The organism is Algoriphagus sp. AK58, from assembly GCF_014324365.1.
Classification (GTDB): Bacteria; Bacteroidota; Bacteroidia; order Cytophagales; family Cyclobacteriaceae; genus Algoriphagus.
Map to the genome: position 1 here is coordinate 492,948 of NZ_QEIG01000008.1, position 18,389 is coordinate 511,336.

At 44.4% G+C, this 18,389-nt stretch carries 18 protein-coding genes; 7 read left to right on the forward strand and 11 right to left on the reverse strand.

The window, feature by feature from the left end:
• Positions 1 to 45: 45 nt before the first annotated feature.
• Both scpA and DDT91_RS08980 read right to left on the reverse strand, forming a co-directional pair.
• Complete coding sequence (gene scpA / locus DDT91_RS08975; protein WP_187175833.1) at positions 46 to 2,163, reverse strand: methylmalonyl-CoA mutase; 2,118 nt, start codon at positions 2,161 to 2,163, stop codon at positions 46 to 48.
• The gene (locus DDT91_RS08980; protein ID WP_187175834.1) at positions 2,160 to 3,548 is read right to left on the reverse strand and encodes a methylmalonyl-CoA mutase family protein; all 1,389 of its coding nucleotides are present in this window, start codon (positions 3,546 to 3,548) and stop codon (positions 2,160 to 2,162) included. Before DDT91_RS08980 ends, scpA begins: the two co-directional genes overlap by 4 nt.
• Positions 3,549 to 3,911: 363 nt before the next feature.
• On the opposite strand from DDT91_RS08980, the gene dnaA reads away from it, so the two are divergent.
• From dnaA to DDT91_RS20800, 3 genes are all read left to right on the forward strand, one after another.
• Positions 3,912 to 5,330 carry a chromosomal replication initiator protein DnaA gene (gene dnaA, locus DDT91_RS08985; RefSeq protein WP_187175835.1) on the forward strand — a complete coding sequence of 473 codons (1,419 nt, stop codon included), beginning with the start codon at positions 3,912 to 3,914 and terminating at the stop codon, positions 5,328 to 5,330.
• Between the two features lie 120 nt (positions 5,331 to 5,450).
• The gene (locus DDT91_RS08990; RefSeq protein WP_187175836.1) at positions 5,451 to 5,672 is read left to right on the forward strand and encodes a hypothetical protein; all 222 of its coding nucleotides are present in this window, start codon (positions 5,451 to 5,453) and stop codon (positions 5,670 to 5,672) included.
• Positions 5,673 to 5,677: 5 nt separating this feature from the next.
• On the forward strand, positions 5,678 to 5,971 hold the full coding sequence (locus tag DDT91_RS20800; RefSeq protein ID WP_370539304.1) for a type II toxin-antitoxin system RelE/ParE family toxin: 294 nt from the start codon (positions 5,678 to 5,680) through the stop codon (positions 5,969 to 5,971).
• Positions 5,972 to 5,973: 2 nt separating this feature from the next.
• On the opposite strand, the gene DDT91_RS08995 is transcribed toward DDT91_RS20800, so the two are convergent.
• The 3 genes from DDT91_RS08995 to DDT91_RS09005 are packed head-to-tail and all read right to left on the reverse strand — an operon-like array spanning position 5,974 to position 8,128.
• Positions 5,974 to 6,744 carry a PdaC/SigV domain-containing protein gene (locus tag DDT91_RS08995; RefSeq protein ID WP_187175837.1) on the reverse strand — a complete coding sequence of 257 codons (771 nt, stop codon included), beginning with the start codon at positions 6,742 to 6,744 and terminating at the stop codon, positions 5,974 to 5,976.
• Positions 6,741 to 7,727, reverse strand: a complete 987-nt coding sequence (meaB, locus tag DDT91_RS09000; RefSeq protein WP_187175838.1) for a methylmalonyl Co-A mutase-associated GTPase MeaB — start codon at positions 7,725 to 7,727, stop codon at positions 6,741 to 6,743. The genes DDT91_RS08995 and meaB overlap by 4 nt, the downstream gene beginning before the upstream one ends.
• Positions 7,724 to 8,128, reverse strand: a complete 405-nt coding sequence (locus DDT91_RS09005; RefSeq protein WP_187175839.1) for a hypothetical protein — start codon at positions 8,126 to 8,128, stop codon at positions 7,724 to 7,726. Before DDT91_RS09005 ends, meaB begins: the two co-directional genes overlap by 4 nt.
• A gap of 54 nt (positions 8,129 to 8,182) precedes the next feature.
• Between DDT91_RS09005 and DDT91_RS09010 the strand changes: the two genes are divergently transcribed.
• Genes DDT91_RS09010 through DDT91_RS09020 form a run of 3 tightly spaced genes read left to right on the forward strand, consistent with a single transcriptional unit; the run spans position 8,183 to position 9,803 of the window.
• Positions 8,183 to 8,725, forward strand: a complete 543-nt coding sequence (locus tag DDT91_RS09010) for a CopD family protein (protein ID WP_187175840.1) — start codon at positions 8,183 to 8,185, stop codon at positions 8,723 to 8,725.
• Complete coding sequence (locus DDT91_RS09015; RefSeq protein WP_187175841.1) at positions 8,722 to 9,354, forward strand: SCO family protein; 633 nt, start codon at positions 8,722 to 8,724, stop codon at positions 9,352 to 9,354. Before DDT91_RS09010 ends, DDT91_RS09015 begins: the two co-directional genes overlap by 4 nt.
• Entirely contained in the window at positions 9,351 to 9,803 is a 453-nt protein-coding gene (locus DDT91_RS09020; RefSeq protein WP_187175842.1) for a cytochrome c, read from the forward strand. Before DDT91_RS09015 ends, DDT91_RS09020 begins: the two co-directional genes overlap by 4 nt.
• Here DDT91_RS09020 and DDT91_RS09025 read toward each other — a convergent pair.
• Positions 9,800 to 10,222, reverse strand: a complete 423-nt coding sequence (locus DDT91_RS09025; protein ID WP_187175843.1) for a hypothetical protein — start codon at positions 10,220 to 10,222, stop codon at positions 9,800 to 9,802. The two genes, DDT91_RS09020 and DDT91_RS09025, sit on opposite strands and share 4 nt — an antisense overlap.
• A 125-nt stretch (positions 10,223 to 10,347) precedes the next feature.
• Between DDT91_RS09025 and DDT91_RS09030 the strand changes: the two genes are divergently transcribed.
• Positions 10,348 to 11,169: an aminotransferase class IV gene (locus DDT91_RS09030; protein WP_187175844.1), complete on the forward strand. Its 822-nt coding sequence runs from the start codon at positions 10,348 to 10,350 to the stop codon at positions 11,167 to 11,169.
• Between the two features lie 37 nt (positions 11,170 to 11,206).
• Here the strand turns inward: DDT91_RS09030 and DDT91_RS09035 are convergent, their stop codons facing one another.
• Genes DDT91_RS09035 through DDT91_RS09055 form a run of 5 tightly spaced genes read right to left on the reverse strand, consistent with a single transcriptional unit; the run spans position 11,207 to position 18,296 of the window.
• On the reverse strand, positions 11,207 to 11,629 hold the full coding sequence (locus DDT91_RS09035) for a hypothetical protein (RefSeq protein WP_370539310.1): 423 nt from the start codon (positions 11,627 to 11,629) through the stop codon (positions 11,207 to 11,209).
• 40 nt (positions 11,630 to 11,669) lie between these two features.
• Positions 11,670 to 12,986 carry an FtsX-like permease family protein gene (locus tag DDT91_RS09040; protein ID WP_187175846.1) on the reverse strand — a complete coding sequence of 439 codons (1,317 nt, stop codon included), beginning with the start codon at positions 12,984 to 12,986 and terminating at the stop codon, positions 11,670 to 11,672.
• Positions 12,983 to 13,615 carry an ABC transporter ATP-binding protein gene (locus tag DDT91_RS09045; protein ID WP_187175847.1) on the reverse strand — a complete coding sequence of 211 codons (633 nt, stop codon included), beginning with the start codon at positions 13,613 to 13,615 and terminating at the stop codon, positions 12,983 to 12,985. Before DDT91_RS09045 ends, DDT91_RS09040 begins: the two co-directional genes overlap by 4 nt.
• Before the next feature lie 3 nt (positions 13,616 to 13,618).
• Positions 13,619 to 14,794 carry an ATP-binding protein gene (locus tag DDT91_RS09050; protein ID WP_187175848.1) on the reverse strand — a complete coding sequence of 392 codons (1,176 nt, stop codon included), beginning with the start codon at positions 14,792 to 14,794 and terminating at the stop codon, positions 13,619 to 13,621.
• A gap of 46 nt (positions 14,795 to 14,840) precedes the next feature.
• Positions 14,841 to 18,296, reverse strand: a complete 3,456-nt coding sequence (locus DDT91_RS09055; protein ID WP_187175849.1) for an ATP-binding protein — start codon at positions 18,294 to 18,296, stop codon at positions 14,841 to 14,843.
• Positions 18,297 to 18,389 lie beyond the last annotated feature (93 nt).

Sequence of the window (18,389 nt, forward strand, 5' to 3'; positions counted from 1 at the left end):
TTTCGATTAGACCAAAGGGGCTTTTCTGACTTCAGCCTCACTTTTTTATTCCTTCATGAGTTTCTCCAAAACCTCGATGGCAGCCTCGGAAAGAACTGTTCCCGGCCCGAAAACCGCTGCCACTCCCGCTTTTTCCAAAAACTCATAATCCTTGGATGGAATTACCCCTCCTGCCACGACCATGATATCGGGACGGCCGAGTTCTTTGAGCGCTTGGATCAATTGAGGAATCAAGGTTTTGTGACCAGCCGCAAGCGAGGATGCCCCCACGATATGGACATCATTTTCTACGGCTTGCTCGGCGACTTCCTGAGGAGTCTGAAAAAGTGGCCCGATATCCACATCAAAACCCAAATCGGCAAAACCTGTGGCGATCACTTTTGCTCCTCGGTCGTGCCCATCCTGCCCCATTTTGGCAACCAAAATGCGCGGACGACGGCCTTCCAATTCTGCAAAACGATCGGAAAGTGCTTGAGCTTTTTTAAATGATTCCTGATTTTTCACTTCTGAGGCATAAACTCCCGAGATGGATTTCGTTTGGGCTTTGTGTCTGCCAAAAGCCTTTTCCATCGCATCGGAGATTTCTCCTAAAGTAGCTCTTTTTCGTGCGGCATCCACTGCCAAAGCCAGTAAATTACCCTCTCCAGATTGAGCCGCTTGGGTGATTTTATCCAAAGCAACTTCTACTTCTGTTTGGTTCCTTTTGGCTTTGACTTCCTGCAAGCGCTTGATTTGGGACTCTCTAACTGACTGATTGTCCACTTCTAGCAGTTCGATTTCCGTGGATTCTTCTACCTGATAGCGATTTACTCCCACGATGATGTCCTTTCCGCTGTCGATTCGGGCTTGCTTTTTGGCGGCGGCTTCTTCGATCCTGAGCTTGGGAAGTCCCGCTTCAATGGCTTTGGCCATTCCTCCCATTTCCTCCACTTCCTGGATCAGCTTCCAAGCTCGTTGCGCAAGTTGATCTGTCAGGTACTCTACGTAATAGGAGCCGCCCCAAGGATCCACCACTTTGGTTACTCCGGTTTCCTCTTGAAGAACCAATTGGGTATTTCTTGCAATCCGTGCCGAAAAATCTGTCGGCAGGGCGATCGCCTCATCCAGAGAATTGGTGTGAAGCGATTGGGTATGCCCCATGGCTGCACCTAGTGCTTCTACAGCGGTGCGGGTGACATTGTTGAATGGATCCTGCTCGGTAAGTGACCAACCAGAGGTTTGACAGTGCGTGCGCAAAGCAAGGGATTTGGAATCTTTGGGATTGAATTGCTTTACGATTTTGGACCATAGCAATCGGCCTGCTCGCATCTTTGCGATTTCCATGAAATAATTCATCCCGATCGCCCAAAAAAAGGATAATCTCGGAGCAAAGTCATCGATATCCAGTCCGGCTTTGATGCCTGTTCGGAGGTACTCCAATCCATCTGCCAGGGTGTATGCCAACTCCAAATCAGCAGTCGCTCCAGCCTCCTGCATGTGGTAGCCGGAGATCGAGATTGAGTTGAACTTAGGCATATACTTCGAGGTGAATTCAAAAATATCCCCGATGATCCGCATGCTGGGCTGGGGCGGATAGATGTAGGTATTCCGCACCATAAATTCCTTCAGGATGTCATTCTGTATCGTGCCACTTAGCTTATCGGGGCTTACCCCTTGCTCCTCTGCTGCCACAATGTAAAAAGCCAAAACAGGAATCACCGCCCCATTCATGGTCATGGACACAGACATCTCCTCAAGTGGAATCTGGTCGAAGAGAATCTTCATGTCCTCTACGGTATCTATTGCCACCCCGGCTTTTCCTACATCTCCCTGTACTCGGGGATGATCCGAATCATAACCTCGGTGAGTCGCAAGGTCAAAAGCTACCGAAAGTCCTTTCTGGCCTGCGGCCAGATTTCTTCGGTAAAATGCATTGGATTCCTCCGCTGTGGAAAAGCCCGCATATTGGCGTATCGTCCAGGGACGCTGCACATACATGGTGCTGTATGGCCCACGGAGAAAAGGAGGAATACCTGCAGCAAACCGAAGTTGCTTTAAGGAATTGATTTTTTCCTGATCAAAGGTATCAGGAATAGATATTTGCTCAGGTGACTCCCAAGTTGAAGTAGGCGTGGAATCAGAAGCCTGTCCTCCGATTTTCCATTTGCTCAGGTCAGGTCTCATGATTGGGTCAGCGTTTGAAGTTCGACAAGATAGGTAGCGCGGGTAGGCTTGAGCTCATGCATTTTCTCCTCAAAAGGCACCAATTCTAGATTTTTCTGAAGTGAGGGAGGCGCAGGGTACTTGCTTGCACCGATTTTGGGGGTTTGGTTTTCCAAAACCTGAATCTGAATCACCTCACGGTTTTTCCTCACCAAAGAATGGATAGCTCCATTAGTAAGACTCTTTTCCCACCCGCCTCTAGACTCCAATTGCTGAAGTTCAGCCTGAATGATGCGCTGCATTTCAGATGTCAAATTTTCCAAATAATACGATCCAGCCGAGGGATCCATGACTTTGTCCAAATGACTCTCTTCTCTAAGGATAGTTGATACATTTCTGGCTATTCTTCGCTCCATCTCGCTGGAATTTTCTTCCTGCAAAGGCCTCACCCAGAGAAAATTTGCCCCGCCAAGTACTGCAGCCATGGCTTCGTATGTTTGCCTGACCAAATTGGTATTTACATCCAAAAGGGACTTGGACCATCCGGAAGTCTGAGAAAAAATCAGGACCTCCTGTTCTTTGATCTCCAAACCATATAGCCCCGCCATTTCACAAGCTACCTTTCGAAGAGCTTTCATTCGGGCGATTTCCCCAAAATGGCTTTCTCCGACAGAAGCTTCGAAAAACACCTTAGAAAACACCTGCTTCGGATCAATAAACAATCGATCCAAGGATTCGATCAACTCGCCCAAACCGAAAACCAATGCTTCCAAAGGATTGGCTCCGGATTCGGAATAGCGGGAGGTTTTGACAGAAAAAGCCTTAAAAGCCGGATAGGGCTCTGCCATTTCCAAAAGCTCAGAAAGTATCTCCACGCCCAGCCCAAATGGTTGATCCCGATCAAAGACCAAATCAGAGGGAGTCCAAAGCAATCCTCCTGAAATCAAATCCGGAGAAGTTCCGGTAGAGTCAGCCCATTCGAAAAAAGATCTTAAAGCCAGAACAGGATTACCTAATGGAAATATAAAAATAGGTATGTATTGGGGTAAAACTCCCTTCAACAACTCTGAAAGATCCTCTACTCCATGAAGGTGAAGAACCAATCCTTCAGCCCCATTTTCTAAAGCTTGAATCACTTGCTGATTGGAATCTCCCGGAAGAACACTAATCAAGTTAGTCCAAACTCTAGGAGGCAAGCCGGGAATTTCATTTTGCGGATGAAAACGATGCTGAACAGCAGGGCCATTCAGATCTTCGGAGGTATAAAAAGGAGAAAGTTTAATTTTTCCCCAAAGAGTTGAGCCCAGTGACTGCTCAAAATCCTTTCCTTTTAGATCCCGGGTGGCTTGGGCAATCCAGTCCGCTTTTCTGGATGCTTCAAATTCCGGAAACAAGTCTTCTGTCATAAATGGGTTTATCTTAGTATCGAATCAACAGGTTCAAAAATAACTATTCCCTCCATGTTTGACAGAAGGATTTTTGGATAAAAGTAAGATTGCGGCCAGTTTATGGTAACGGCTTGATTTTCAGCAGCACCCTTATAAATACTTGATTTACAAAGAATACCATATAAATATTTACCGAAAATTCAGTTTACATCCGATTAGTTCTTAGTTCTCGGAATCCCCCATATAAAATTGGGGCAACAACTTTATTTGATCAATCTTTCACTTTTTCAAGCCAATTTTGATTTTTTATTTAAGTTAATTTTCCACAAATTTGACGCCCTTGCCTTATCTGGGCAGCGGGATTTAGCCAGCCTTTTTCTAATGAGTTCAGAAGCCAGTGCAGTTTGGAATGAATGTTTGCGTGTGATCGAACAACACGTAAATGAGCAGAGCTTTTCTACCTGGTTTAGACCTATCAACCCAGTTAAACTAGAGGGTTCAAGCCTTACCATTCAGGTTCCGAGTCAATTTTTTTACGAATGGCTGGAGGATAATTATGTTCAGGTCCTCAAATTGGCTATCAAAAGTACGCTAGGCCCAAATGGACGCTTAGAATATGCCGTTGTCGTGGATAAAGGCAATTCCTCCAACCAGCCTTATGTAGTTTCTTACCCTCAGGGAAATAATGTCGCAAAAAAAACCGCAACCAATCCTGTAGAGGTCAAGACTCCTTTTGAAATGCAATCCTTGGATGCAGACATGCTTACACAAAGCAATCTGAATCCCAATTATACCTTCAGTACATACATAGAAGGAGACTGTAACCGATTGGCACGTTCGGCAGGTTTTGCAGTAGCCACCAAGCCAGGTATCACCTCTTTCAATCCTCTGATGGTCTATGGAGGAGTAGGACTTGGAAAAACTCACCTGGTACAGGCCATCGGCAACGAGATCAAAAATGGACCTGAGGACAAATTTGTACTCTACGTATCCTCCGAAAAGTTTGTGAATCAATTCATGGATTCCATCAAAGATGGCAACGTGAAGAGCTTTACCAACTTCTACATGCAGGTGGATGTACTGATTATTGATGACATTCAGTTTTTGGCCGGAAAGGACAGGACTCAGGAGATGTTTTTCCACATCTTCAACCACCTGCACCAAAACAAAAAGCAAATCATCATGACTTCCGACTGTCCCCCAAGGGATCTGAAGGGGTTGGAGGAGCGTTTACTTTCCCGATTCAAATGGGGATTGACGGCGGATTTGCAAATGCCGGATTTCGAAACCCGTGTGGCCATCATCCGCAGAAAGATGGAGTCGGAAGGAATTTTTATTCCGGATGATGTCGTGGAGTACCTTGCCTACACCGTAGACACCAATGTCCGTGAACTGGAAGGAATTCTCATTTCATTGATCGCCCATGCTTCCCTCAACCGGGTAGAGATCAATCTGGAATTGGCTAAAACAGTAATCAAAAACTTCATCAAGGACATCGAGACTGAAGTGGGCATTGATTTTATCCAAAAGTCGGTCTCAGAATATTACGGCATTCATCCTGATGAATTAAAAGCCAAAACCCGCAAGAAAGAGATCGTAATAGCGAGGCAGATGGCCATGTATTTTTCGAAAGAATTCACTCAACATTCCCTTAAATCCATTGGCTACCATTTTGGAGGTCGTGACCACAGTACGGTTATTCATGCGGTGCAGACCGTCAATGACATGATCGAAACCGACGCCAGCTTCCGCAATGCCGTCAATGAGTTGAAGAAAAAATTTAAGATGAGGTCGTATTGATTGCGGACTCTAGTTTGAAATCGAATCCCCCAATGGACTTAGTTATTTTTTTTGAAAAGCGAATTTATCCTATCCGAATTTGATCTGAATTCGTTTAACTTGAATAAAATTTAAATAAACATGGAAAATTCCTTAAAACTTGAGTTGATAGAAAAACTTTTGAAAGTAAATGAAGAACAAATTCTACTTGAAGTAAAATCCGTATTAGATCAGACTTTTTTAGATTCAAAAATTCCTAACGAGCTTTATAATGAACTGGTGCAAAGACGTGAACGAGCCATTAAAGGCGAGTCGAAACTTTATTCTTGGAAAGAAATTAAGACCGAGCTTTTAAATAAATAACCAGAATGCCTTTTGACTTGGAGATCTTAGAGGAGGCAAAATTTGAAATTGAAGAAGCTTTCCATTTTTACGAATCCAAGCAACTCGGCTTAGGGGTGTATTTTTTAGAAAACCTTTATGAGCGATTCAACTCAATCAGTACTGACCCTTTAAAATATAAAATCAAGCGCTCTCCCTTTAGGGAAGCACTCCTTTCAAAATTTCCACATCTTGTTATTTTTGAAGTATTTGATGAAAAAATTCTCGTCTATTCGGTTTTTCATACAAGTAGAAATCCGATAAAAAAGCCTAAAAAATAGGCTCACCACCTCACTGCATCACCCAATTCCTCCTTGTTAAATTCCAGTTCGGTGTAGCCCAATACATAAGGTCCAATTTCATAAGGGACATAGACTATCCAAAACTTCCCCTCCCGAAACCCCATCGCATTGGCAAGAAAAAACCCGGTTTCAGGGAGTGAAAAGCGTCCATCCTCTGTCAAACCTGTTCCCTCCTCCACTTTATGGTGTTCTCTGAACTTTTTCTCGGCTAGGTTAATCAATTTCGATTCGTCCAGAATCAATTGATTCCTCTCTAGTTCTTCACCAGTTACCGCATCAAAATTGGAAAAGGAAACCAAGCTATTGGGATGTGCTCCTCCGAGAAAGGAAAACTGCGCAAAATATACAGAAAGAGTGTTTGCTGACTGATAGGAAACACTACCCTCTGCCTGGATTTCCCAACCTCCGTAGCTGTCCGGAAACTCGGACTTGAAGGCGGTAAAAGAAGCTAAGAAATCATTCGCCAAAGAGTCCAGAGGCCGGCTGGACGATGCTTCGCCGTACTGAGCCAGCCTTCTCAGTTGAGCTTGGATCCCTTCATTGATTTTGGAGGCATTTTCCCCTCCATCAGCCACCGGCCAGACCAACCTTAGCTTGGCACAATTATCCCCTACACAAGACTCCTGAACCAAAGAATCCAATTGAAAAGTCATTTCCGACTTTTCGGAAAGGCTGACTTGTCCTTCTCTTTTACCACAGGAAAAGAAAAAAAGGACGACTATTCCAAAAACCCACTTCATATCCGTTTTCATCGGGTTAAAAACAAGTTGATCAACTGCTGAGCCAAAACTCCGGGGTGAAGCTCTCCAGATTTCACTTTTGGCTTTCCCTCTTGCAGGTATTCACTGACTTTCTCATTTCGAAGAAAAGCCTGTCCGAGCAAGTCCTGAATCTGGTCTTCAAGCCAGTTGATTCGTTGCTCTGCCCGATTGGTTTCCCAAAAGCAAGAGTCTTTCATTTTCCGCTCATACTCTTTTATCAAATCCCAGACTTTTTCCAAGCCCAATCCGGTCAGGGAGGAAGCAAGGATGACTTTAGGAGACCAGTTTTTTCCGGACTGAGGAAAAAGATGAAGCGCATTCCGGTAATTGGTTTTTGCTTTATTGGCCAAGTCCAGATTGTCCCCATCCGCCTTGTGGATGACCAGTCCGTCCGCCATCTCCATGATGCCTTTTTTGATCCCTTGCAGCTCATCACCAGCTCCGGCAAGCATCAGAAGAAGGAAAAAGTCCACCATGTTTTTAACTGCAGTCTCGCTTTGTCCTACACCCACAGTTTCGATCAAAATCACATCAAAACCAGCCGCCTCACAGAGTAGCATGGCTTCTCGGGTCCTTGCGCTCACTCCTCCCAAAGTATGCCCGGATGGGCTGGGACGAATAAATGCCCGCTTGTCTGCAGCGAGGGCTTCCATTCGGGTTTTGTCTCCCAGAATACTCCCTTTGGTGAGTTGACTGCTTGGGTCCACGGCTAGAACGGCTACTTTTTTCCCCTGATCCAAGAGTAACTTTCCAAAAGCCTCGATAAATGTACTCTTCCCCACACCCGGAACACCGGTAATTCCGATTCTTAGCGAATTCCCGGTAAGGGGCAAGACCTCCTGTACCAGCTGAGAAGCAAGCTCCTGATCGGCTGCGAGCATACTTTCTACCAAAGTAATGGCCTGACTGAGAATCACTCGGTTACCAGACCGGATTCCATCCGCATATGCCGAGAGTGATAGACGCTTTCTCATGGATTAGTGAAGGAAAATCTGCTTTCACCCATCGGAGTCTTTTCGTATTCGGCAAGTAAAAACACACGGTATTTCTCGTCAAAAAAGGGAGCCTTGGGATTGAGCAAGAGTTTTTCAGAAAGGTTGCCGGAGAAAAAAAACACATGGGTTTTTCCATATTTAGAATGAGGTTGGGCGTCGGCAAATTCTTTCATCCAAGAGGGACTTTCATCCAAAACACGAACAGCAAGCACTCTCACTACCGGACCGGTATTGTTTTCATTTCGGAAATATCCGATTTCCTCGTATTTCCCCTCCCACTGCTCAAGACCGGGTTGAGAAAGACTGGAGTTGATGATTTGGTAGATGACGATTCCGACCAAGATCCCCATCGCATACAGGATGACTTTATTCCTTTTCAAAAACTTTAGCTGGTTTATGGTGTTAAGGCCTTAATTTAGCCCAAAATTCTGACAATGGGTTTCGAGTACGTCAAAGCGCTTCATATCATTTTTGTAGTCACTTGGTTTGCAGGACTGTTTTACATCGTAAGACTGTTTATCTACCAGACTGAAGCGCTTGAAAAACCTGCAGCCGAACGGAACATTCTGAAACCACAACTTGACTTGATGGCAAGCCGGCTTTGGTACATTATCACTTGGCCATCGGCAGTGTTGACTTTGATTTTTGGAGCGTGGGTACTCTATTATCGTTGGGGATATATGCAGCTGGGTTTTATGCATGCCAAGCTGGGTTTTGTCTTTCTGCTGTACCTCTACCACGGATTTTCACATGTACTTTTTAAAGAATTGCAAGAGGGGAAAGCAAGATGGAATTCCACCAAACTGAGACTTTGGAACGAAGTTGCCACGATTTTGCTTTTTGCTATTGTATTCCTGATCGTGCTCAAAAGCACCCTTAGTATGGTTTGGGGAATAGCCGGATTGATCGGATTAGCCATTTTGCTGATGCTGGGAATAAAGGCTTACAAAAATTACAGACTAAAAAAAGGAGAATGAAGACTTACCGACTGCTTATTGGATTGCTTATAATAGGAGCTGCAGCCTGCAAGCCTGCAGGAGAAAACAGCGCAGCCAATCTAGAGCTCCCGATACTGGGCGAGCGCTATGTAGACGACAATCAAGACACCGTCTACCATAAAATCGCTGAATTTTCATTTATCAACCAAATGGGTGATACCATCAGCAATGAGGATGTCACCGGAAAAGTATATGTGGCGGATTTCTTTTTCACCACTTGCCCTACCATCTGTCCTGTGATGAAAAAAGAAATGCTAAGGGTATATGAAAAATATAAGGACAACCCCAACTTCAGAATACTGAGCCATTCGATCGATCCTACCCACGACACGCAGGAAGTGTTGAAAGAGTACGCGGAGAAACTGGGAGTGGAAAATGCTTCTACCTGGAATTTTCTCACAGGAGATCAGGAAAAAATCTTTGAAATCGGTCAGACTAGCTACCTCACCACGGCGATGGCTGATCAGATGGAGCCGGGCGGCTTTCTTCACAGCGGTGCCTTTTTATTAATCGATCAGCAGGGAAGAATCCGTGGCGTATACGATGGTACCAAAACAGACCAAGTGGACCGTCTGATCAATGACATTCCAAAAATCCTTAATCCATGAAGCGACTGGGTATAACCGCTTTGGCTATACTGACCTTGGCATCCTGTAGCCCAAAACCAAGTTCAGAGGAAAATACCCTGGCTCAAATCTCCGATCCGGAGGTTATGAAATACGCCGTGATGGGAAAGCAACTCTATGAAAATTATTGCGGAAACTGCCACCAATCCGATGGGCGGGGCCTTGGTAAATTAATCCCTCCGTTGCGAGATTCCGACTACTTCCAAGCCAGTGTGCACCGCACCGTTTGGATTATGCGAAACGGACAAAAAGGTAAAATCCTGGTAAATGGGGAGACTTACAACCAGGCAATGCCTGCAAATCCACAGCTTAAACCACTGGAAATCGCCCAGATTGCCACTTACCTTTACAATATCTGGGGAATGAAGGAGGGGGTTATTTCAGCCCCAGAGGTAGAAAATTATCTTAAAACTGCCCCTGAGGGATTTTAATCAGCCAAAAGAACGGCCGCTTTATCTAAAGCCGCTTTGATATCCTCATTTACTTTGGTGACCTGAATCATTTGACCCTCCAGATAGGCCTTTACTTCCTCTGGAGTTTGCTCTCCGTCCTCATTATTATACTGCCTCATCCAAACAAACATACCCTCGTAGGCTTGATTGAGCTGAGTAGCCAAATTTTTGAGCTCATTGATTTTTTCCAAATCGGGAGCTTCTGCACTCTCCAACTCCTCTGCCTTTTGCATCGCTGCTTTCTCGAATGCCTTTAACTGCCCCATCTTTGGCATGACTTCATCGTGAACAGCAATCACTTGTTCCCTCAGCACTTTATTTTCTTCAACTTGCTTATTTCCACAGGATTGCAAAAAAAGAAACAGCCCAAAAACCAAATAAAAAGGAATAAACTTCATACCGCTTGATTTAATTATTGCAAAGATACAATTTAATCTTGCTTAAGGTAAAGTTTTATACAATTTTGATTGGAAGTACTAGTTTACAATTCATTGGTTAATTTTGGGAATCTACTTGCCATCCTATGCTACCAATTTGTTTTGCCGACGGGAAATTCATCCCAACTGAAACCGCCTCCATTCACCCATCAGACCTTGGACTGATCCGTGGTTATGGGATCTTTGATTTTTTTAGAACAGTCAATTATCAACCGCTTTTTTTGGAGCATTACCTGGACCGGTTTATTGCTTCTGCAGAAAAGACCTATCTCCCCTTGGAATACAGCAGGGAGGAATTACGAACGATTATAGCTGAACTAATAGAAAAAAATGATCTTCGACAGGGAGGATTAAGAATGGTCTTGAGTGGAGGAGTGTCCGAAAATCACTTTTCTCCTGCCAAAGGCAAACTGTTCATTTTTGCAGAATCCCTGATGTTTCCTTCCGAAGAAAAATATCAGCAGGGAATAAAATTACTCAGTCTGGAATATGTGCGCCCTATCGCTGATATCAAGACCACCAACTACACCCTACCCGTTTGGCACAGCGTCAACTGGAAAAGATTGGGTGCCGAAGATGTGCTGTACCATTGGAACGGATGGGTAAGCGAAAGTTCCAGAAGTAATTTCTTTTTGGTAAAAGATGGCATCATTCACACCCCGGATCAGCACATTCTGATGGGCATCACCCGTAAGCATATCCTGCAAATCGCCGAAAATGTAGTCATCCGACCGATCTCCCTTGAAGAAGTATGGGAAGCGGAAGAGGCATTTATTTCCAGCACGACCAAGATATTGCTTCCAGTCACTCAGGTTGATGAACGAAAAATCGGCAATGGAAAAGTCGGAAAAATCACACTGGATATTCTGGAAAAATTCAGAGAACTCGAAAAAGAAACCGTCGCCTAAGTCATAAAAAAAGCTCCTTCCAGGAGCTTTTTTTGGTTTAATTCTCAATCAGCTGAGCTTCCTTGAGGATATACATCAGCTTCTCGGGATCATTGGCATTGAGTGTTAACTTACCTCTCACTTTGACACGCTTGGACGTGTACTTGATCGGATTGGTCAGCATCACTTCCATGACGGTCTCCGGGCCTCCAGAGCCACAAAAGAAACATTCTGCCAAGGGAAGACTGGAGAGAATGATATGATTGGGCTTAAACATCCCTTCAAACGGGATGATGTATCCATCTGCCTCCACCACCTTTCCTTCGAGTTTTTTGATATTGTCCGAAAAGACAGGCACATATAATTCGCCGAAGTTGTCTTTACTGATTTTGTAAGAAACTTCAGAAAGACTTTTCCAAACTCCTTGAGCATTCAGCCCTTGGGAAAAAAACATCCCCAAAAGAATAAATGCCGGTATCATAATCCACTTTTTCATGATTTAAGTCAAATTTTGTCGCTAATTAAGCCTTTGTCAGCTGCTTTGCAATACTTGTTTGATAAGCTGACCAAGCAGGAATGAGAGAGGCGATTACACCTACCGCTAACGCATATCCTACTATCCAAAGTTCTTGAGGGAGAAAAGTCCATGGCTGTAAAGCCGAGACTACAGTTTGCTCGCTCTGGCTGACGACTAAAGCCAAAAAAGAATGGCCCAATGCAATCCCGATCACTGCACCCAAGAAAGTAAGTAAAATCCCTTCCAAAAAGACCAGGATGACCAGCTGCATTCGAGAAGCCCCAAGCGCTCTTAGGATGGCCAAATCGTACTTTCTTTCTTTCAGAGAATTATACAAGGCGATGAAAATCCCCAATCCTGCGATCACAATCAGCACTATTGCCAGACCTTGCAACAAGCTGATTCCCACACCCAGTAATTCAAAGAGTCGAGACATCTCAAAGGACGGCGAAGCTGCCTGCATGGAAGTACCCGAGTTGATCATACGGGGAAGCTGAATAGCTGCCATAGGATTTCGGAATTGAAGCAAAAGCGTGGTCACTTCTCTCTCCTGATCTGAGTCGGGAAATCCCGTCTTTGCCACAGGAGCATGAAATTTATCATGATGGCTTTCTTCTACTTGATCCACCAAGGTGCTATCCGATACCAACTCCTCTTCCTCAGATTCCACTGTTTCCTCTGACTCCTCGGTTTCTCCGGCTTCCTCCTCGTCATGTGTATACCACACGGATTCAATGCTGGTAAGCACCAATCGATCGACCACATTTCCCTTAGGAGCCAAGATTCCCGTCACCACAAAATTGTGCTGATCGTGATCGTGGCTGCCCACGCTGATCCCGTGACTTCCGGCAAATTCATCTCCTATCTTGAGATTGAGTTTTCGGGCTATCTCCGATCCCAAAGCCACCTGAAAAGGCTCCTCCCAGGCTTTCCCTTCTGTAAATTCTGCCCCATAGAGCTCAAGGTAATCATGATTAGTCCCCACGATACGGAAGCCCTGCACATTGTCACCCAAAGCCAAAGGAATCACCTTTTTTACCAGTCGGTTTTGACCCAATCGCTTGGCTTCTTCCATCTTGATATTTCCGGTAGGGAAATCAATATGGTATACGGAGGAAAGTATCAACTGCAAAGGGCTTCCTTTGGCACCGACTACCAGGTCGATCCCAGCGGCATCCTGATTCATTTTTTTCTCAAACTGATCCTGGATGAGCAGCAGCACCGTGATGATGGCCAAGCCCAAAGCCAGCAAAAAGATATTCAGCCCTGTGGAAAGCGGCCGAAACGTGAGGTATTTCCAGCTGATTTTAAACAGATTCATGAGGCTTTGACTTCAATAAAGTGAGAAACATGAGCTTTAACCCGCTGATCATGCGTGACAATGATCAGAGCTGCACCGATCTTGGAAGCTTGAGTTTTCAAAAGCTGAATCACTTTTTCGGTGTTTTCATCATCCAGACTGGAGGTGGGTTCGTCTGCCAGAATTAATCTGGGGGAATTGGCCAAAGCACGGGCTATGGATACCCGTTGCGCTTCCCCCTCACTGAGAGTCAGCACCGAAGAGGATGCTTTTTTTCCCAACCCCAACTCATTCAAAAGCCGGTCGATGTCCTGCCCATTCTTTTTACTGAAAAAAGGGACCAACTCTAGGTTTTGCCTGACATTGAGTGCGGAAATAAGATGAGGCTTTTGAAATACTATCCCTATGTTTTGACCACGAAACAGGTCCAATTCATGCTCGGAAAGATCCGAGACCACTACTCCTCCCATGATCACTTTACCTTGACTAGGCTTGAGTAGTCCGGCCAACAGGTTCAAAAGAGTTGTTTTTCCACTCCCGGATTTCCCGAGAATGAGGAGAGATTCTCCTGAATTCAGTTCCACATCCGGAAAATCAATGGGTGACTGCCCCGGATGCGCAAAACGTAATGAGCTTGCCTTTAGATACATTTTTTATTTTACTGGTATAGATACCCGGAATGTGGTTCCCTTACCCACTTCACTTTCAAAAGAAATATCACCCTGCAGCACTTCCAGACATTTCTTGACGATAGACAGTCCTAACCCTGACCCTTCCACAATCCCGACATTTCCCGCACGGAAAAACCGGTCAAAAAGTTTTCCCTGTTCTGATTTTGGGATTCCTATTCCTTTATCGGAAATGACTGCATAGAGACTTCCATCCTCTACATAAATCCTAAAATCGACAGTTTTACCCTCTTTGGAATATTTTACAGCATTGGAAAGCAGGTTTTCCAACACCTGATAGACCAAGTCCGGGTCTGTTGTGATGGTTTTTGGCAAATTTCCGATTTCCGCATTGATGGTCACTTCATTTTCAATTCCCGCCTTGACGGTATCCAGTACCTCTTTCACAAATGCAGCAGTAAATACCTTTTTGGGCTTGAACTCCAATTTGTTTTCATCTGCCTTACCGAAAAACAAGACACTGGTCAACAGATTATTGAGCGCCCTGACGGAGTGCTCGATTTTGGAAGCGTGCTTGGCAATTTTTTGTTTAAATGGATGGTCCTTTTCCGCATAAATCTGAAGGAGCTGAGCCGAACTCAAAATCGAAGTCAGTGGAGTTTTGAAGCCATGGGACACATTGAGTACAATCCTGGATTTCAGTTCGTTGATTTCCCTTTCCTTTTCGAGAGCTTTTGTCAATTCTTTATTGGCTTCATACAGCTCTGCAGTACGCTGCTTCACCTTTTCTTCCAGCTCATTATTGAGTTTCTGCAGTTCTTTTTCTTTTCGGTCCTTGAAAATGGCCAATTCAATCACCATGTTCAATTCCCGGATATTAAAAGGCTTTATGACGTAGGCACTGGGATTGGTGCCTACGACTTTGTTTAAGGTATCCGCATCAGAGGAAGCACTGAGATACACCACAGGAATGTCAAATTTTTCATTGATGATCTCTGTGGTTTTGATGCCATCCAACTCTCCAGCGAGGTTGATATCCATCATGACGATATCCGCCCCATTCTCCTCCAAAATATCAAGAGCCTTCTCGCCTGTATCGGCAATTCCTATGATTTGATGGGCATTTTTTTCGAGAGCCCGCTGGAGCAAGAGGGCAGAAACGGAATCATCCTCCACGATGAGGATTCTCAATGTAAACATGGGCTGGAAAAAGAATTGGTGGTTTTTTGTGTTGAAAATACAAAAATTAGTCTTCGGGCAAAGGAATTTCTACCCTGACCTTGGTTCCAAGATTCTTCACACTCCAAATCTCAATTTTTCCTCCAAGAAGTTGGACCAGATTTTTGGTGATACTAAGCCCCAGGCCCGTCCCTTCAAAAAGGCGATTATTCCCGTGGCTTTCCTGCTCAAATGGATCAAACATTTTTTCCTGAAAATCTGCACTCATTCCAACTCCAGAGTCCAAGACTTCCACGATCAGGCTTTGATTGTCTTTCCTAACAAAAATCAAGACCTCGCCATTTTCAGAGTATTTTATGGCATTACTGACTAAGTTATTCAAGATCATTTCCACGAATCTCCTGTCTATCTTCGCAAGAAAATCCTCCCCTGAAAACCTACGCACCAAGGTCAAGCCTTTTTGTTGGGCCAACGATTCAAGTGGCCTGAGCACTAAAATCAGAAAAGAATGGACCCAAGTATCGGTGTAAGTTACCGGCATCTTGTTGGCTTCGATTTTTGCCATGTCCAACAGGGAATTGATGGTGTCCAACAGGCGCTCTCCGCTCTCAAGGATGATTTCCAACTGGGAAACCAACTCGGAATCGAATTCCCTGGTCATGATAATATGTTCTGCTCCTCCTATAATCCCGTTGAGCGGTGTTCGGATTTCATGGCTGATGTTGGACAGTAAACTGGTTTTGAATCGATTGGCCTCCTCTGCTTTTTCTTTGGCTTCCTTTAATCGGTTTTCAGCTGCTTTCTGGGCAGAAAGATCTTTGAATACAGACAGCAAAAGGGCTTTTCCGTTGAAATTTTCTTCTAAAAGGACATTGTAAATTTCCATATCCAAAGTCCCTGTTTTCCATTCCACGGGACCTTGCATGGTGATCCCCTGGCCGGAGGAATTTTTCAGTTGGACCAGCAATTCCTCAATTCCTTTTTCATTGCTCACATAATTTGAGAAAAGTGTGGAAACTGGCTGGTTTTCCAATTCGCTTATTTCTCGCTTCATCAATCTGGCGAAAGCAGGATTCACAGTGAGGATCACTTCACCATTAAGGCTCAAAATCATACTGTCCTGGGAGCTGTTCCAAACATTTTTAAACTGCTTTTCCGCAAGGATTTTACTTTTATTTTCCTTGTCCACGGCAGTTTGTAAAATGCCCAACCTCTGCAGCTGGAGCATCAGCTGACCGACCAACACCCCAATGCCCACCAAAAACAGGACTCCGAATATTACAAAGGCAGGCCTTAGATAAAACGGAGCCAAAATCTCAAATTCAGGAGTGCTGATCACATCAGAAAACTCTACCCCATCGTATGAGGCTTTCAGCTCAAACCGATAGGTACCATAAGGTATATTATTGAAAAACAACTGGCTGTTTCCCGGTTCCTTAATTACATCCCATGATTTGTCCTCCGAATCAACCAAGCGGTAATGAATCCATAATTCTCTTGATTCATCAAATCCTGATGCCAAAAAATCAACTTGAAGTGTGTTTTGTGAGAATGGGACCTTGATTTTTTTGTCTCCAAGAAGCGTCTCGCTTCCCAAACTTGCATGCCGTAAATACGCTTTGGGCGCACCTTTGGCAGAAATCATTTCATCAGGATAATAAATCGAAAGCCCTTTTTGGGTTCCAATCAGGATTCTTCCATCCTCTACCTGAAGCAAAGCCCCTCGGTTGATTTCATCGCCCACCAGCCCGTTGGTCTCATTGAAATGCCTGATTTTATTATCCCCCATCACATAGACGCCATTATCGGTGCCTAACCATAGCCTGGCATCTTTATCCATAGTCAGGGTGAAAACAGGGTTGGTTACCGTTTTTCCGGAATAGATGTAATACCCCACATAGCCTTCTCTGAAAATCTTCAATCCATACTCTGTAGCTAATAGAAGCCCTCCTTCCTCACGCTCGATAAACCCATATCCCTCTGCCAGAAAGTACTTGCCGGTCTCTTGGATTGGATACTGGTTTTCCAATCGGCTTGCCCGCAGGACTAAAATTTTCCCGTTTTTGAGTCTTGCCGCTTTTCTGAAATACACTCCGTTAATCCCGATAAGTTTTAAAATCTCATCGCTGAGATCTTTGCCATAGTTCCCTGACTGAATACCTTTTATGGATGCATGAAACACCTTTTCTGGAGCGATGATAAACAAACTGTCCCCATCTACTTGGACCGAGGAAATATTCAATCCCTTGGGAGGAGAATAAAACCGGATAGATCGGGACTTTTTATCAAATCTGCCTACTCCTCCCCAATTGGCCGAAAACCAGACCTGCCCGTATTTGTCCGTAGAAAAATTTACCACCCGCTGATTGGGTGATCCGGGAGGATTAGAGTCCTTGTAGAGGGTAATGATTTTTCCTTTTTCCCAAAGCTGAACTCCATTATTGAACCCCAAAAGGAAAGCGCCGTCACCCAAATTTTCAATGGCCGTAAATTCTTCCCCCAAAAATTGAGTGGATTCATTGCCAAAGTTCTGGAAAAGCTGATTGTTGGTATTGGCCAGTCCCCGTGCTGTTCCAAGCCATAAAATCCCCTCCCGATCTACAAAGAGCGTTTGCAGGTAATTGGTCCGAAGAAGATAAGTGATATTCCCTTCGATGGGCTGAGTACCGGAAGGATGGTATCGCCGAAAATGCGAATTGTAATGATAGAAGACGTGGTCACCATAAAAATCCAGAGAAAAATAGGGGGTAGTTATGATCTCGGATGTGGAGAAATTTTGATCCACAATTTCCACAGGAAATTCAGCGGCAGGCCCCTTGGCTAAATAATTATTTCCCAAAAAATAATAGGTACCATTTGGAGATTTCTTCACCAACACGGGAGGAGAAGGCAAGGGAACTCCTCGGAACTGATACGGGCTAAGCTCACTGCCATCCAGTAAATAAGCCCCCTTTTGAAAATTCAGCAGGATCTTGCCTTGGAGATTAAGTACAGAAAGTAAAATTCCGGTCTGATTGTAATCCCTTTGGACACGTTGCTTTACTTTTTCTCCGTTTTTCCAATAAATCAGATACCCTCCTCCATCGAGAAAAAAATATTTGTTTTCTTTTTCCCCAAATGAGAGAAAATTGATCCGATTGGAAAAATGAGCAGTCAGGTCCGCTTCAAAATATTCCTCCCGCCAGCCAGACTGTACTCCCTCAAAAACGGAGGGGATTCCGCTGGCATTGTAAAGCCACATGACCCCATCTTCATCCTTCAGGATGGAAATCTTGTAGATAAATTTTCGAATCAGAGTATCCGGCAAGTTAAACGTCTGGATACCATCCGAGTACACCACCCCTCGAGTGGTAGAAAACCACATTTGTCCGAGCGTATCCTGCTCAATCTGAAGGATATTCTGTACCGGCAATCTCACCCCTTTGGGTTGAAGATTGTATTTAAAAGTCTGAGCTAAAACAAAAACCTGCCCCAAGGTAAATACCATTAGGAAGGAAAGCAGGAGTTTGATCTTCTTTAGCATAGGCTTAAAATTAGGAAAAGATTCCGCTCACCAAATTCCCTTGAGATTGTTGTCCATTTCTTTTGACAGCGGGAGGTTTCTTTTATTTTTGTG